The 15,184-nt window shown below is 45.2% G+C and carries 14 protein-coding genes; 6 read left to right on the top strand and 8 right to left on the bottom strand.

Annotated elements, in window-relative coordinates; all coding sequences use genetic code 11:
- The first annotated feature begins 24 nt into the window (after positions 1-24).
- Complete coding sequence (locus WJM94_RS20055) at positions 25-1,131, top strand: PilT/PilU family type 4a pilus ATPase (protein ID WP_444495950.1); 1,107 nt, start codon at positions 25-27, stop codon at positions 1,129-1,131.
- 66 nt (positions 1,132-1,197) lie between these two features.
- Here the strand turns inward: WJM94_RS20055 and ruvX are convergent, their stop codons facing one another.
- The 8 genes from ruvX to metK form a co-directional block, all read right to left on the bottom strand.
- A complete protein-coding gene (gene ruvX, locus WJM94_RS20050; RefSeq protein WP_444495949.1) occupies positions 1,198-1,623 on the bottom strand; it encodes a Holliday junction resolvase RuvX in 426 nt (141 codons plus the stop codon).
- Positions 1,624-1,661: 38 nt separating this feature from the next.
- A complete protein-coding gene (locus tag WJM94_RS20045) occupies positions 1,662-2,225 on the bottom strand; it encodes a YqgE/AlgH family protein (RefSeq protein ID WP_444495967.1) in 564 nt (187 codons plus the stop codon).
- A 111-nt stretch (positions 2,226-2,336) separates the two neighbouring features.
- Positions 2,337-3,287 carry a glutathione synthase gene (gene gshB / locus WJM94_RS20040; protein WP_444495948.1) on the bottom strand — a complete coding sequence of 317 codons (951 nt, stop codon included), beginning with the start codon at positions 3,285-3,287 and terminating at the stop codon, positions 2,337-2,339.
- A gap of 14 nt (positions 3,288-3,301) precedes the next feature.
- A complete protein-coding gene (rsmE, locus tag WJM94_RS20035; protein WP_444495947.1) occupies positions 3,302-4,033 on the bottom strand; it encodes a 16S rRNA (uracil(1498)-N(3))-methyltransferase in 732 nt (243 codons plus the stop codon).
- 133 nt (positions 4,034-4,166) lie between these two features.
- Positions 4,167-4,862 (bottom strand): deoxyribonuclease I, encoded by a 696-nt coding sequence (gene endA / locus WJM94_RS20030; protein WP_444495946.1) that lies wholly within the window; start codon positions 4,860-4,862, stop codon positions 4,167-4,169.
- 129 nt (positions 4,863-4,991) lie between these two features.
- Positions 4,992-5,489 carry a SprT family zinc-dependent metalloprotease gene (locus tag WJM94_RS20025; RefSeq protein ID WP_444495945.1) on the bottom strand — a complete coding sequence of 166 codons (498 nt, stop codon included), beginning with the start codon at positions 5,487-5,489 and terminating at the stop codon, positions 4,992-4,994.
- A gap of 65 nt (positions 5,490-5,554) precedes the next feature.
- Entirely contained in the window at positions 5,555-6,352 is a 798-nt protein-coding gene (locus WJM94_RS20020) for a DUF2189 domain-containing protein (protein ID WP_444495944.1), read from the bottom strand.
- A 317-nt stretch (positions 6,353-6,669) separates the two neighbouring features.
- The gene (gene metK, locus WJM94_RS20015) at positions 6,670-7,824 is read right to left on the bottom strand and encodes a methionine adenosyltransferase (RefSeq protein ID WP_444495943.1); all 1,155 of its coding nucleotides are present in this window, start codon (positions 7,822-7,824) and stop codon (positions 6,670-6,672) included.
- Between the two features lie 316 nt (positions 7,825-8,140).
- Here metK and tkt point away from each other — a divergent pair, with 316 nt between their 5' ends.
- The 5 genes from tkt to mscS all read left to right on the top strand — a co-directional run bounded on the left by tkt (position 8,141) and on the right by mscS (position 15,175).
- Positions 8,141-10,135, top strand: a complete 1,995-nt coding sequence (gene tkt, locus WJM94_RS20010) for a transketolase (protein WP_444495942.1) — start codon at positions 8,141-8,143, stop codon at positions 10,133-10,135.
- A 142-nt stretch (positions 10,136-10,277) separates the two neighbouring features.
- Positions 10,278-11,318, top strand: coding sequence for an erythrose-4-phosphate dehydrogenase (gene epd, locus WJM94_RS20005; protein ID WP_444495941.1), 1,041 nt, complete (start codon positions 10,278-10,280; stop codon positions 11,316-11,318).
- Positions 11,319-11,471: 153 nt separating this feature from the next.
- Positions 11,472-12,632: a phosphoglycerate kinase gene (locus WJM94_RS20000; protein ID WP_444495940.1), complete on the top strand. Its 1,161-nt coding sequence runs from the start codon at positions 11,472-11,474 to the stop codon at positions 12,630-12,632.
- Positions 12,633-12,786: 154 nt separating this feature from the next.
- Positions 12,787-13,863: a class II fructose-bisphosphate aldolase gene (gene fbaA, locus WJM94_RS19995; protein ID WP_444495939.1), complete on the top strand. Its 1,077-nt coding sequence runs from the start codon at positions 12,787-12,789 to the stop codon at positions 13,861-13,863.
- Positions 13,864-14,308: 445 nt separating this feature from the next.
- Positions 14,309-15,175: a small-conductance mechanosensitive channel MscS gene (mscS, locus tag WJM94_RS19990; RefSeq protein WP_444495938.1), complete on the top strand. Its 867-nt coding sequence runs from the start codon at positions 14,309-14,311 to the stop codon at positions 15,173-15,175.
- Positions 15,176-15,184 lie beyond the last annotated feature (9 nt).

The following is a 15,184-nucleotide window of genomic DNA, read 5'->3' as shown; positions in this document are numbered from 1 at the left end:
TATAAATAATGGTGGATACGGAAGATGGATCTGAATAAATTTCTCGAAGGTATGTTGGCGCTTAAAGCGTCGGATCTTTACATCACAGTTGGTGCGCCTGTCTTGTTTCGTGTCGATGGTGAGCTGCGCCCTCAAGGCAACAAATTAACTGAGAATGATGTGGCTCTGTTACTGGACAATGCAATGGATCCAGAGCGACGTCAGGAGTTTCGTCAAAGCCGCGAATCTAACTTCGCTATCGTCCGGGATTTCGGCCGCTTCCGTGTCAGTGCTTTTTTCCAACGTGAGTTGCCAGGAGCGGTTATTCGTCGCATTGAAACGGACATTCCAACTTTTGAACAGCTTAAATTACCTTTAGTGCTACAAGATTTAGCGATCGCAAAGCGAGGTCTGGTGCTGGTGGTTGGTGCAACAGGTTCGGGTAAGTCGACCACAATGGCGGCGATGACTGGCTACCGAAACAGCAACAAAACCGGGCATATCCTAACGGTAGAAGATCCGATCGAATTTGTTCATGAACACAAGCGTTGTATTGTCACCCAGCGTGAAGTCGGCTTAGATACGGAAAGCTATGAAGTGGCACTGAAAAACTCTCTGCGTCAGGCTCCTGATATGATCCTTATTGGGGAGATCCGCAGCCGGGAGACAATGGAGTATGCAATGACTTTTGCTGAAACAGGTCACTTGTGTATGGCGACCTTGCACGCCAACAATGCCAACCAAGCTTTGGAGCGTATCCTTCATTTAGTGCCAAAAGATCAAAAAGAGCAGTTCTTGTTTGATCTCTCCATGAACTTGAAAGGAGTGATTGGTCAGCAGTTGATCCGTGATAAAAGCGGGCAGGGACGTCATGGTGTGTTTGAGATCTTGCTTAACAGCCCGCGTATTTCAGATTTGATCCGACGAGGTGATTTGCATGAACTGAAATCGACCATGGCGCGCTCAAACGAGTTTGGTATGCTGACCTTTGACCAGTCACTCTACAAATTGGTGATGCAAGGAAAAATCAGTGAAGAAGATGCACTACACAGTGCGGATTCTGCTAACGACTTGCGTTTGATGCTGAAAACTCAGCGTGGTGAGCCATTGGCAACGGGAAGTTTGGCGAACGTTAAGATCGATATGGACTAGAACTTTCCTGAAGATAAAAAAGGTTGGCGGAAGCCAACCTTTTCTGTTTCAACAAATTCAGAAAATTTACTCACCCCAAAGCTTTTCGAACCAGCTTTCCAGAATCACAACCGCAGATTGGCAATCGATATTGCCTTTCGACAGCGCTTTATAACCGCCCATTTCGAACAGATCCGCACGTGCTTCTGCAGTGGATAAGCGTTCATCGTGAAGTTCGACGGGTAATCCGAAACGGCCTTGCAGACGATTAGCAAACTTTTTCGCGCGCGGAGTAATGGTTTCCAGAGCTTTACCGTGAAGATCTGTCGGCAAACCAACAACCAGCAGATCGGGTTGCCATTCTTTGATCTGTTTTTCAATGTCGTCCCAGTTTGGGATGCCATCATTGGCTTTAAATGCTTTTAATGGAGAGGCGGTTCCCGTAATTTCCTGGCCAATGGCGCTACCGATGCTTTTAGTACCGAAGTCAAAAGCCATAATTGTACGTGACATAAAGGGTCTCAAATCTTAATCAAAACTATCTGGGCCTATTAGGCGTGCCCTGCGTCAGAAGAAAGCTGACTCGGATCGATGCCCAGTTTTTCTACTGCTTTTTTCCAACGCTCAGTAATTGGAGTATCAAAGATTATTTCGGGTGTAGCCTCAATGGTCAGCCAAGAGTTTTCAACTAACTCGTTTTCTAACTGTCCCGCACTCCAGCCTGAATAGCCCAGCGCAACTAAATAGTCACTTGGCTCAGCTTCGGTACCCAGTACCGACAGAATGTCGCGAGAGGTAGTGACCGCAAGATCATCGGTCATCTGAATGCTCGATTCGTAATAATCTTTGGGTTTATGCAGGATAAAGCCACGGTCTTCTGATATCGGCCCGCCGTTATACACCGGTCTGTCCAGGCTCGCCTCAAACAAGCGCGGATGCACAGGTTGTACCTTGACTTGCTTAAGCATGTTACCCACAGTGATGTCGACAGGAGCATTAATAATTAATCCCATTGCGCCTTCTTCGTTGTGTTCGCAAACGTAGATAACACTATTCTGGAAATAGGGATCTTTCATTCCAGGCATGGCGACTAAAAAATGGTTTGTGAGGTTCATACTCATACCGACCCTTCAGACTCGTAAATGAACTTAAGCAGATTCACTTATATGCATGAATTTGCTTAAGTTAACATCTGGCTCTCTCTTATAACTTTACTATAAATTTAATTATTCGCCTTTCAGTCTGCGTTCAATTGCATCCATCAGTTTGCCAGTGATTGAAATATCAAAAGCTGCTTCGATTTCGCGAATACACGTTGGGCTAGTAACGTTGATTTCAGTAAGCTTATCGCCAATGACATCAAGACCCACGAAGATAAGACCTTTTTCTTTTAGAGTCGGTGCAACTGCTTGAGCAATCTGAAGATCTGTTTCGCTAAGTGGGCGAGCTTCACCTGTACCACCTGCAGCAAGGTTACCGCGCGTTTCGCCTTTCGCTGGAATTCGCGCAAGACAGTAAGGCATTGGCTCGCCATCAACCACGAGAATACGCTTGTCACCATTGCTGATGTCTGGCACGAAGGTCTGTGCCATCGCGTAGTATTGACCATGATTAGTCAGCGTTTCGATGATCACCGATATATTTGGATCGCCTTCTTTAACGCGGAAAATAGATGCGCCACCCATGCCATCAAGTGGCTTAAGGATTACGTCACCATGTTGCTCGCGGAATGCTTTAATCTTCTCTGCTTTACGCGTCACGATGGTTGTTGGTGTTAATTCCGGGAACCAGGCGGTAAACAGCTTCTCATTGCAGTCACGAAGGCTTTGAGGTTTGTTGACGATCAGTGTGCCTTTTTCTTCGGCGCGCTCAAGAATGTAAGTTGCGTAGATGTATTCAGTATCGAACGGAGGATCTTTACGCATCAGAACTGCATCTAACTCAGATAACTCGATGGTTTGCTCTGATTTGAATTCGTACCAGCCGTTTGGATCTTCTTTCAGCTCTACCACTTTCGTGTCGGCAACCGCGACACCTTGGTCGAGATGAAGATCGTCCATTTCCATGTAGTGGATTTCATAGCCGCGGCGTTGCGCTTCAAGCATCATGGCAAAGCTAGAGTCTTTTTTGATGTTAATGGACGAAATTGGATCCATTACAATACCGAGTTTGATCATTATTTTTCTCCGTTTTAACCAAGATCGCCGAAACGAACTTGTAAGGCTGTAATTGCGGTAAGAGCCGCGGTTTCGGTACGCAGAACACGTGGGCCGAGGAGCGTCTCTTCAAATTGGTATTCGCGGGTCATATCGATCTCTTCTGAAGACAAACCGCCTTCAGGGCCGATCAGTAGACGAACTTTTTCAACAGGTGTTGGCAGGGTGTTGATCGAGTATTTTGCACGAGGGTGAAGATTGAGTTTCAGACCATCGTACTCTTCTTGACACCATTCTTCCAAGCTCATGATTGGTCGAATTTCCGGGACGACATTACGTCCGCACTGCTCACAAGCACTGATGGCGATTTTTTGCCACTGAACCAGTTTTTTCTCAAAACGTTTATGATCGAGTTTTACGCCGCAACGTTCTGAAATAAGAGGGGTAATGGTATTAACCCCAAGTTCTACCGATTTTTGGATTGTGAACTCCATCTTATCGCCACGTGAAATGACTTGGCCAAGATGCAGATCTAATGGAGATTCAATGCTGCTTTCGACACGCTCAGTGAGGTCCACCATGACATTCTTTTTGCTGACTTCACTGATCACTGCTGGGAACTCAGCGCCGCTGCCGTCAAATAATAGAACTTCCTGACCTTCCTTCATGCGAAGTACACGGCCAATATGGCCCGCAGCGTCTTCACTTAATGCGAGTGTGCCAAGTTGGTGAATGGTTTCTGGATGATAAATTCGAGGGATACGCATGAGATTTCCAGCAAGAGAATAAACTTAGTTCCTAACATGGATGCATTCCATCGAAAAAACAAGGGGCAAGAGGCGTTTCGAGTCAACGAAACGCCTCTACAAGAAAGGGCAGTGGCTATCTCTGTTTGTGTTTTTACAGCGCGCTACAAGCCTCTTGAACAAATGGGTTGTGGTTGCCCTGAACTTTGGCAATACGCTTATCACGTTCACATTCCCATTTATCTGCAGGGTAGGTTTTGTTCCATGCACTCATCAACTGAGTTTGTTGTTTGGAAAGCTTGAACCCGTACTCTTTACTCATATAAAGGTAGGTACGAGCAATAGAACCACGTGCGCGATCTGGTGGCATTACTTTGCGCTGTTTGAAGTTTACCTGCATCTCACAACGACCATAACTGACGCCGTCAACGCCATTCCACTGACTGAAGTTGAAGTTAGAACGGTCACCGTTTACTTCACCAATCGCCGGTGTCAGGTTATGCAGGTCAGCTTCCATTAATCGAAAAGTATTGTCATTGCGCGAGCAGTTTTTACGGCCGCCATTTTGCCAGCACTGTAGCTGGTGTCCAAATTGCCAAGCTGGAACGACATGTTCCCACTCTATACGAGAAGCGCGTGTTTCTTGCTTTCGTACCTGGTAGCCGCAAGAGGCAAGGTCGGGTGAGCCTTTCTTGCCTTGCCATTGAATATCACAACCGCAGTAAAAGCTGGTGGGATGATCCTTATAGATTTTTACCGCTTCGTGCTTAGCGGCTGAAAAGGAACTTGGTGGCGCGGCCACGGCTGCACTGGAAAGTGCGAGAATGAATAAAGAAAACAGGTATTTCATGGTTAAAGTCTTAGAAAAGTGTGACTTTAGCCATTCTAACACTCAGTTATAGGCTTTCGTAATAAGCAAGTTAATAATTAAAAAAGAAAAGTATAACGTTGAAACCAGTTGGTTATTTTTACAAACGCTCTAGGTAAGCTGAACACCCGTGAAGCTAAGACGCTGACGACACTTCTGACATGAATACACCGCCTGTTTACGCAGCACTTTATTATGGCGACGAACGGAAAGCGGGTAAGTTGTACAGTGACAGCGATACTCGAAGGTTTTGCCTTGAACAGAAGAGACTTCGAAACTATGTGTGGTTTTAGCAGGTACGTTAAAGACCGATTCCATTACGGTTTGCCACTCTTTGCCGTGAGGGCGCACTCGGCCATACAGCTGGTAAGTGATCAGATGGGCAACTTCATGCGGTATGACTTCTTGCAAAAAGGCATGTTTGTTCTCTTTAAACAGAACTGGGTTGAGGCGAATCTCATTTAGCTGAAGATAGGCTTTTCCGGCAGCTTTGCCACGAACATTAAACGTAATGCCTGGAAGAGGGAATGAGCGCTTAAAAGCATGTTCAGCTAATACGATATATTGCGTCATCACCTGTTTTGCTTTGTAGCTTAGTTCAATGTCCATTCTTTCCTCACGAATTCAATAAAAAGCCCCCGCAGTTGCGAGGGCTGGATCATAGCATCACTGATTTAAGGTGTGTGTTTTTTCTTAATAGTTGCGTGGTAAGCATGCCAAGTTCCGTAGCCGAGAATTGGCATGGTAAACAGCATACCAATTCCGTAAGTGGCGAAACCAATTAATATACCGCCGCAGATGACCGCCGCCCAAACAATCATGGCCGGGATATTGGATTTTACTGCATTGAAGCTGGTGAAAACCGCAGTCATCATGTCGACACGGCGTTCCATCATTAATGGAATTGAAAATGCAGAGATGCTGAATACGACACAGGCCAACACGAAACCTACGAGCGAACCAATCACAAGGAATGGTAAAAATTCAGTCAATGGTGCGCCTTGCACCGATGGGTATAGGGCATGAAGAAGCGCTGCAATACGCATCCAGAAAATCATACAAACAGCTAACAGAACAGCAAAGGCCCATTGCGAGCTTGAATTACGCCCGATCGCTTTCATTGAGTGGAACAGGCGAGATTTGTGTCCGCGCTCTCTTTCCCAGCTGGCATCGTATAATCCCAGCGCTAAAAAGGGGCCAATTAACATGTAGACAATGAGACTCGGCATTACGACAAGGTGTGTGCCTTGCCACTGTACAAGCAACACTATACCTATGGCTGCAGCCATAAAGCACAGTCCATAAAATGCGCTGATGAGTGGCATTCGTACGAAATCATGCAAACCCAGAGCGAGCCAATGGAACGGAGCACTGAGATTAACCGTGTTACACGGAATGGTTCTAGCGTATTCGTTATCAGGTACTTCCTTTCGCTTACCATGGAAGTCGGATGGATTGACTGTTCGAGGCATAACTCCTCCTTGGTTTATTCCTACGAAATTAACTAAGTAATGACTTACCCAACCCCTAGTAGGTTTCAGTCATAAAAGGATGTCTGGCTAACGTATTCCCCAAGTTTTTTGTCGTCACACTAGCTCAGATCCGCGTTGTTATTGAAATGCTATTTAACAATATTTTAACTATTGGCGGAGTTGGGACAATTTACAACTATTTGCTTGAAATTTGTTCGGGTCAGTTTCGACTGGTGGGCAAAGGAAGTAGGAAATAGGACGAAACAAAAAGCCCCCGCCAAGAGGCGAGGGCTTTGTAGATTCCGAGTGAGGCTCGATTACTTGATGCCAGCGAAATCGCGAAGAAGTTCTGCTTTATCAGTCGCTTCCCATGGGAATTCTTCACGACCGAAGTGACCGTATGCAGCTGTCTTCTTGTACATTGGTTGCAGAAGGTTAAGCATTTCTTGTAGACCGTAAGGACGTAGGTCAAAGAACTGACGTACCGCTTCGATGATGATGTCGTGATGGACTTTCTCAGTACCGAACGTTTCCACCATGATAGATGTTGGATCTGCAACACCGATAGCGTAAGACAGTTGGATTTCACAACGATCAGCCATACCAGCGGCTACGATGTTTTTCGCGACGTAACGAGCTGCGTATGCCGCACTGCGGTCAACTTTTGATGGATCTTTACCAGAGAATGCACCACCACCGTGACGAGCTGCGCCGCCGTAGGTATCTACGATGATCTTACGGCCAGTCAGACCACAGTCACCCATTGGACCACCGATTACGAAACGGCCTGTTGGGTTAATGAAGAATTTAGTCTCTTTGCTGAGCCACTCTGAAGGAAGAACTGGCTTGATGATCTCTTCCATTACTGCTTCACGTAGGTCTGGAGTAGAGATTGAATCACAGTGCTGAGTTGAAAGAACAACTGCATCGATACCTACGATCTTACCTTGGTCGTACTGGAACGTAACCTGAGATTTCGCGTCTGGACGCAACCAAGGTAGTGTACCGTTTTTACGTACTTCAGCTTGTTTTTCAACAAGACGGTGAGAGTAAGTAATCGGAGCTGGCATTAGAACTTCAGTTTCGTTACATGCGTAACCGAACATGATGCCTTGGTCACCGGCGCCTTGCTCTTTTGGATCAGCTTTATCAACACCTTGGTTGATATCTGGCGACTGTTTACCAATTGTGCTGAGTACCGCACAAGAGTCCGCATCAAAACCCATATCTGAGTGAGTGTAGCCGATCTCACGAACGGTTTCACGAGTTAGCTCTTCAATGTCAACCCATGCTGAAGTCGTTACTTCACCACCTACCATTACCATACCGGTTTTAACGTAAGTCTCACATGCAACACGAGCCTTTGGATCTTGCTCTAGAATCGCGTCAAGAACCGCATCAGAAATCTGGTCTGCAATTTTATCTGGATGACCTTCTGATACTGACTCAGAAGTAAACAGGTGCTTAGCCATGTTAGCTCCACTATATCTGGTTTAAAACTGGAGCATGATAAACGCTCCAGCGCAAAATAATACTAATATATGCAGGTGTATCTACATCTAGACGGCTATTCTAATTTTGATTGCTCGAATTACAAGCTCTTTTTTGATTTTTGTCACAGCCAAACGTTTGCCTGAGATATTTAAGATTTTGAGAGTTTCGAGGAAATTAAATTCACAGATGCAATATTTGTGAGCTTTTGGGGTGGAAAACGTTTGCGCTCCCTAAGGGGCTTTGAGAGAATTATGACCAATTTTTTCGTTTCGCTTAACGTACTCAGGAGCAGACATGTCGTCTCGTAAACATCTTGCCAATGCAATCCGTGCTCTAAGCATGGATGGTGTTCAACAAGCTAACTCTGGTCACCCAGGTGCACCTATGGGTATGGCTGATATCGCTGAAGTTCTTTGGCGCTCTCACCTAAACCACAATCCATCTAACCCAGAATGGGCTGACCGCGACCGTTTCGTACTTTCAAATGGCCACGGCTCAATGTTGATTTACTCTCTACTACACCTAAGTGGTTACGAGCTATCTATCGACGATCTGAAAAACTTCCGTCAGCTTCACTCTAAGACTCCAGGTCACCCAGAGTACGGTTACGCACCAGGTATCGAAACGACAACGGGTCCTCTAGGTCAAGGCATTACTAACGCAGTTGGTATGGCAATGGCTGAAAAAGCACTGGCAGCTCAGTTCAACAAAGAAGGCCACGACATCGTTGACCACTTCACTTACGTGTTCATGGGTGATGGCTGTCTGATGGAAGGTATCTCTCACGAAGCGTGTTCACTAGCAGGCACGCTAGGCCTTGGCAAGCTGATCGCGTTCTGGGATGACAACGGCATCTCTATCGATGGTCACGTTGAAGGCTGGTTCTCTGACGATACGCCTAAGCGTTTTGAAGCGTACGGCTGGCACGTAATCCCAGCGGTAGATGGTCACAATTCTGAAGCAATTAATGCAGCAATTGAAGCGGCAAAAGCAGACCCTCGCCCTACGCTAATCTGTACTAAGACTATCATCGGTTTTGGTTCTCCTAACAAGTCTGGTTCTCACGACTGTCACGGTGCACCACTTGGTCAAGACGAAGTGCAAGCAGCACGTGAATACCTAGGTTGGGAATTCGGTCCATTTGAAATCCCTTCAGACGTATACGCAGAATGGGATGCGAAAGAAGCGGGTGCAGCAAAAGAAGCAGCATGGAACGAGAAATTCGAAGCTTACGCTGCAGCTTACCCAGCAGAAGCGGCAGAGCTTAAGCGTCGTATCAATGGCGAACTACCTGCAGAGTGGGAAGAGAAAGCAAACCAAATTATTGCCGATCTTCAAGCGAATCCAGCAAACATCGCATCACGTAAAGCATCACAAAATGCACTAGAAGCATTTGGTCAGATGCTTCCAGAATTCATGGGCGGCTCTGCTGACCTTGCGCCTTCTAACCTGACTATGTGGTCTGGCTCTAAGTCTCTAGAAGCGACTGACTTCTCAGGTAACTACATTCACTACGGCGTGCGTGAATTCGGTATGACTGCGATCATGAACGGTATCGCGCTACACGGTGGTTTCGTTCCTTACGGTGCAACGTTCCTAATGTTCATGGAATACGCACGTAACGCCATGCGCATGGCCGCTCTGATGAAAATTCAGAACATCCAGGTGTACACGCACGATTCTATCGGCCTTGGCGAAGATGGCCCAACTCACCAACCAGTTGAGCAAATGGCTTCTCTACGTCTGACTCCGAACATGAGCACATGGCGTCCATGTGATCAGGTTGAATCGGCAGTGGCTTGGAAACTGGCTATCGAACGTAAAGATGCGCCAACTGCGCTTATTTTCTCTCGTCAGAACCTGGCACAACAAGAGCGTACTGCAGAACAAGTAGCAGACATCGCGAAAGGTGCTTACATCCTGAAAGAATGTGAAGGCAAGCCAGAGCTTATCCTTATCGCAACTGGCTCTGAAGTTGAGCTAGCGGTTGAAGCAGCAGCGCAGCTAACTGCAGAAGGTAAGAAAGTACGTGTTGTTTCAATGCCATCAACGGATGCATTCGACAAGCAAGACGCGGCTTACCGTGAAGCTGTACTACCATCAGACGTCACTGCACGTATCGCTATCGAAGCAGGCATCGCAGACTTCTGGTACAAGTACGTTGGCTTCGGCGGCAAGATCATCGGCATGACGACCTTTGGTGAATCTGCACCAGCAGGCGAACTGTTCAAGATGTTCGGCTTCACTACTGAAAACGTAGTAAACACTGCTAAAGAACTGCTAGCGTAAGAAAAACGCAGATGAAATAAACCGAGCAGGAATGCTCGGTTTTTTTATGTTCACAGTGTCGGTAAAGTCACTTACTTAATGCGTTTTTGTTTCTCATCGGGTACTATTTGTGACACGAAAATTCAGGTAGGGCGAAGGATAAATGCTAAAGGTTGCGATCAATGGATTTGGACGTATAGGTCGTAATGTTCTGCGGGCTGTATATGAAAGCGGCAAACATCAGCAGATCAAGGTTGTTGCGGTAAACGAACTGGCTCAGCCTGAAGCGATGGCGCACTTACTTCAATATGACACCAGTCATGGCCGTTTTGGCAAAAAGATCTCTCATGACCAAGAGCATTTATATGTTCACCACAGTTCATGTCATCAAGAGACGGGCGAATACGATGCCATCCGCATTCTTCATCTTGCCGACATTGAACTTCTCCCTTGGCGAGATCTCGAAGTTGATATCGTATTGGATTGTACCGGTGTGTACGGCTCCAAAGCAGATGGCCTAGCCCATATCGAGGCAGGCGCTAAAAAAGTACTATTTTCCCATCCAGGTTCAGCCGATATCGATAACACCATAATTTACGGCGTGAATCATGAAACGTTAAAAGATGAACACGTCATCGTTTCTAACGGTTCCTGTACTACTAACTGCATCGTTCCTATCATTAAAGTTTTAGATGAAGCATTCGGGATTGAGTCCGGTACGATTACGACTATCCATTCATCAATGAACGATCAACAGGTCATTGACGCGTATCATGGTGATCTACGCCGTACACGTGCCGCAAGCCAATCTATTATCCCTGTTGACACGAAGTTGCATAAAGGGATTGAAAGAATCTTCCCGAAATTTTCTAACAAATTTGAAGCGATTTCTGTTCGAGTTCCGACAGTTAACGTTACTGCAATGGATTTAAGCGTCACAATTAGTACAAATGTGAAAGTTAATGACGTAAATCAAACCATTGTTAAAGCATCTCAGTGTACATTACGTGACATTGTTGACTATACTGAATCGCCGCTCGTTTCCATCGATTTTAACCATGACCCCCATAGTGCGATCGTGGATGGAACTCAAACTAGAGTGAGCAACGGGCAATTAGTAAAAATGCTCGTATGGTGTGATAACGAATGGGGCTTTGCTAATAGGATGCTGGATACCGCTTTAGCAATGCAAGCTGCAGAGTAAGACATAGTGCAGCGATGGAAAAATATTTATTTTTAGCCTTGAAATAAATATTGTAAGTCTCCATATTCTATAACCAGTTTGACGAATTAACAGGCTTGGCAGGGTTGCCGAGTTTTCAAAACTTTAATTATTAAATATTTGAGAGGACACAACATGTCTGTAATCAAGATGACTGACCTGGATCTTGCAGGTAAACGTGTATTTATCCGTGCGGACCTAAACGTACCTGTGAAAGATGGCAAAGTGACTTCTGATGCACGTATCCTAGCTTCACTACCAACTATCAAGCACTGTCTTGCAGCTGGCGCTAAAGTAATGGTGACTTCTCACCTAGGCCGTCCAACTGAAGGTGAGTACGCTGAAGAGTTCTCTCTACAACCTGTTGTTAACTACCTAAACGACGCACTTGATTGCGAAGTTAAACTAGCAAAAGATTACCTAGATGGCCTAGAGCTAAACGCAGGTGAACTTGTTGTTCTAGAAAACGTTCGCTTTAACAAAGGCGAGAAGAAAAACGAAGAAGAGCTATCTAAGAAATACGCAGCACTATGTGACGTATTCGTAATGGATGCATTCGGTACTGCTCACCGTGCTCAAGCGTCAACTCACGGCGTAGGTATGCACGCTGCAGTTGCTTGCGCTGGTCCTCTTCTTGCTGCTGAGCTAGAAGCTCTAGGTAAAGCAATGGACAACCCTGAGCGTCCACTAGTTGCTATCGTTGGTGGTTCTAAAGTTTCTACTAAACTAACCGTTCTAGAATCTCTATCTAAAATTGCTGACCAACTTGTTGTTGGTGGTGGTATCGCGAACACATTCATCGCAGCTGCTGGCCACAACGTAGGTAAGTCTCTATACGAAGCAGACCTTATCGAAACAGCTCAAAAACTAATGAAAGAGTGTTCTATCCCAGTTGCTACTGACGTTGCATGTGCTAAAGCATTTGACGAAAACGCAGAAGCTGAAATCAAGAACGTTGCAGATGTTCAAGATGACGACATGATCTTCGACCTAGGTCCAGATTCAACTGCGGCTCTTGCTGAAATCATTAGCAATGCAAAAACTATCCTTTGGAACGGTCCTGTAGGTGTATTCGAGTTCAAGAACTTCGAAGCGGGTACTAAAGGCATTTCAGAAGCTATCGCTAAATCTGCAGGCTTCTCTGTTGCAGGTGGTGGTGACACGCTAGCAGCTATCGACAAGTTCGGTATCAAAGCTGACGTATCTTACATCTCTACTGGCGGCGGCGCTTTCCTTGAGTTTGTAGAAGGTAAAGTTCTTCCAGCAGTAGAAATGCTAGAAGCACGCGCTAAGTAATTAAAGCAAAGCGGGGGAGTCATTCTCCCGCTTTCTTGTTTGCTGCAACGTCAGAGGAACTCTGCTAAAATAGCCTCAGTTGTGAGCAAACGTTTGCAAGATTTTCAACTTAATAAGTTTTGTTTAAAAACGACAGATAAATAGGATTAAATCCATGTCTAAGATCTTCGACTTCGTAAAACCAGGTGTTATCTCTGGCGATGACGTTCAGAAAGTATTTGAAGTTGCAAAAGAAAACAACTTTGCACTTCCAGCAGTAAACTGTGTTGGTACTGACTCTGTAAACGCAGTACTTGAAGCAGCTGCAAAAGCTAAAGCTCCAGTTATCGTTCAGTTCTCTAACGGTGGTGCTGCTTTCTTTGCTGGTAAAGGTCTAAAACTTGAAGGTCAAGGTACTCAAATCTTGGGTGCTATCGCTGGCGCTAAGTACGTTCACGCTGTAGCTGAGGCTTACGGTGTACCAGTGATTCTACACACTGACCACGCAGCTAAGAAACTTCTACCATGGATCGACGGTCTACTAGACGCGGGTGAAGAGTACTTCGCTCAAACTGGTAAACCTCTATTCTCTTCTCACATGATCGACCTTTCTGAAGAGTCTCTAGAAGAGAACATCGAAATCTGTGCTAAATACCTAGAGCGTATGGCTAAGATGAACATGACTCTAGAGATCGAACTAGGTTGTACTGGTGGTGAAGAAGACGGCGTTGATAACTCTGACATGGATTCATCTGAGCTATACACTTCTCCAGAAGACGTTGCTTACGCATACGAGAAACTAAACGCTATCAGCCACCGTTTCACTATCGCAGCATCTTTCGGTAACGTACACGGTGTTTACAAGCCAGGTAACGTTGTTCTTACTCCAACTATCCTACGTGACTCTCAAGCATACGTTTCTGAGAAATTCGGTCTACCAGCGAACTCTCTAAACTTCGTATTCCACGGTGGTTCTGGTTCTTCTCAAGAAGAAATCCAAGAGTCTATCGGCTACGGTGTTATCAAAATGAACATCGATACTGATACACAGTGGGCAACTTGGGATGGTATCCGTCAGTACGAAGCGGAAAACCACGATTACCTACAAGGTCAAATCGGTAACCCAACTGGCGAAGACGCGCCAAACAAGAAGTACTACGACCCACGCGTATGGCTACGTGCTGGTCAAGCTTCAATGGTTACTCGTCTTGAGCAAGCATTTGCTGACCTTAACGCAATCGACGTACTATAATTCGTCCGAATTGAGTTATTTTAAAACCCGCTCCTTGAGCGGGTTTTTTTATATCTAAAATTTATTGCTGGCTTAATTCACTGCTCTTTATTAAAGAGGCTTGAAAGAGTTATTGCATGTTGCATCTGGGTGTATATCCCTATCTTGAACTGTTTTTGATTTATTTTTGTTCAATATGAGTAAGTTTAGGCATTAAGAAGTGGCTAAATGGAAGAGCATTGCGTAACCTGTAACAAGCCGATATAGGAAAACTCTGATAATGTCTTGTTTTGCATGTGTTTGCGAAATTCTGACTTTGCAAAACGTCAAGGTTGATATATCGTGCCAAAAATCTGACACTGGTCAGTATGACAATAGCGATATTGTTTTAGATAAGAGCCTATAAAAAATAAGGTTCATAAGTAAACGGCAATTGGTTTTATATTTTTATTTGAGGATAAGAATTATGGCAGGTGAATCGATAGGTATCGATACCACGTTAACTGACGGGTTGACTAAAGCTGAGACGTGGCTTTCAAATAACTCAGACCTACTTGTTCAGTATGGTGTAAACATTATTTCAGCGCTGATTATCCTATTTATCGGTAATATTATCGTTAAAGCAGTCGCTGGTAGTGTGGCAAAAGTACTTGAAAAGAAAAATATGGATAAGGCAGTCGTTGAATTTATTCACGGTCTTGTTCGTTACCTACTTTTCGTTATCGTACTTATCGCTGCCCTTGGCCGCGTAGGTGTTCAAACTGCATCTGTAGTCGCTGTTATCGGTGCGGCTGGTCTTGCAGTTGGTCTTGCTCTACAAGGTTCTTTATCAAACTTTGCGGCAGGTGTACTGATCGTAGCGTTCCGTCCGTTTAAATCAGGTGACTATGTAGAGATTGGTGGTGTTGCTGGTAGCGTTGAAGCGATTCAAATCTTCCAAACGGTTCTAAAAACTCCGGATAACAAAATGGTTGTAGTACCTAACTCTTCTGTTATCGGTGGCGCAATTACTAACTATTCTCGTCACTCGACTCGCCGTGTCGATCTAGTGATTGGTGTGTCTTACAAAGCGGATCTGAAACTAACTAAAAAAGTTATCCGTGAAACACTAGAGAAAGATCCACGTATCCTAAAAGATCCTGATATTACGATCGGTGTACTTGCTCTAGCAGACTCTTCAGTGAATTTTGTTGTTCGCCCTTGGGTTAAAACAGCGGACTACTGGGGAGTTTACTTTGACTCAATGCAAGGCATTAAAGAAGCATTGGATGCAAACGGTATCGAGATCCCATTCCCGCAGATGGATATTCATCTGAACAAAGTCGAAGCTTAATCAGCACGA

Source organism: Vibrio sp. YIC-376 (assembly GCF_052353105.1).
Lineage (GTDB): Bacteria > Pseudomonadota > Gammaproteobacteria > Enterobacterales > Vibrionaceae > Vibrio.
This window is presented reverse-complemented; position numbering and strand designations above follow the sequence as displayed.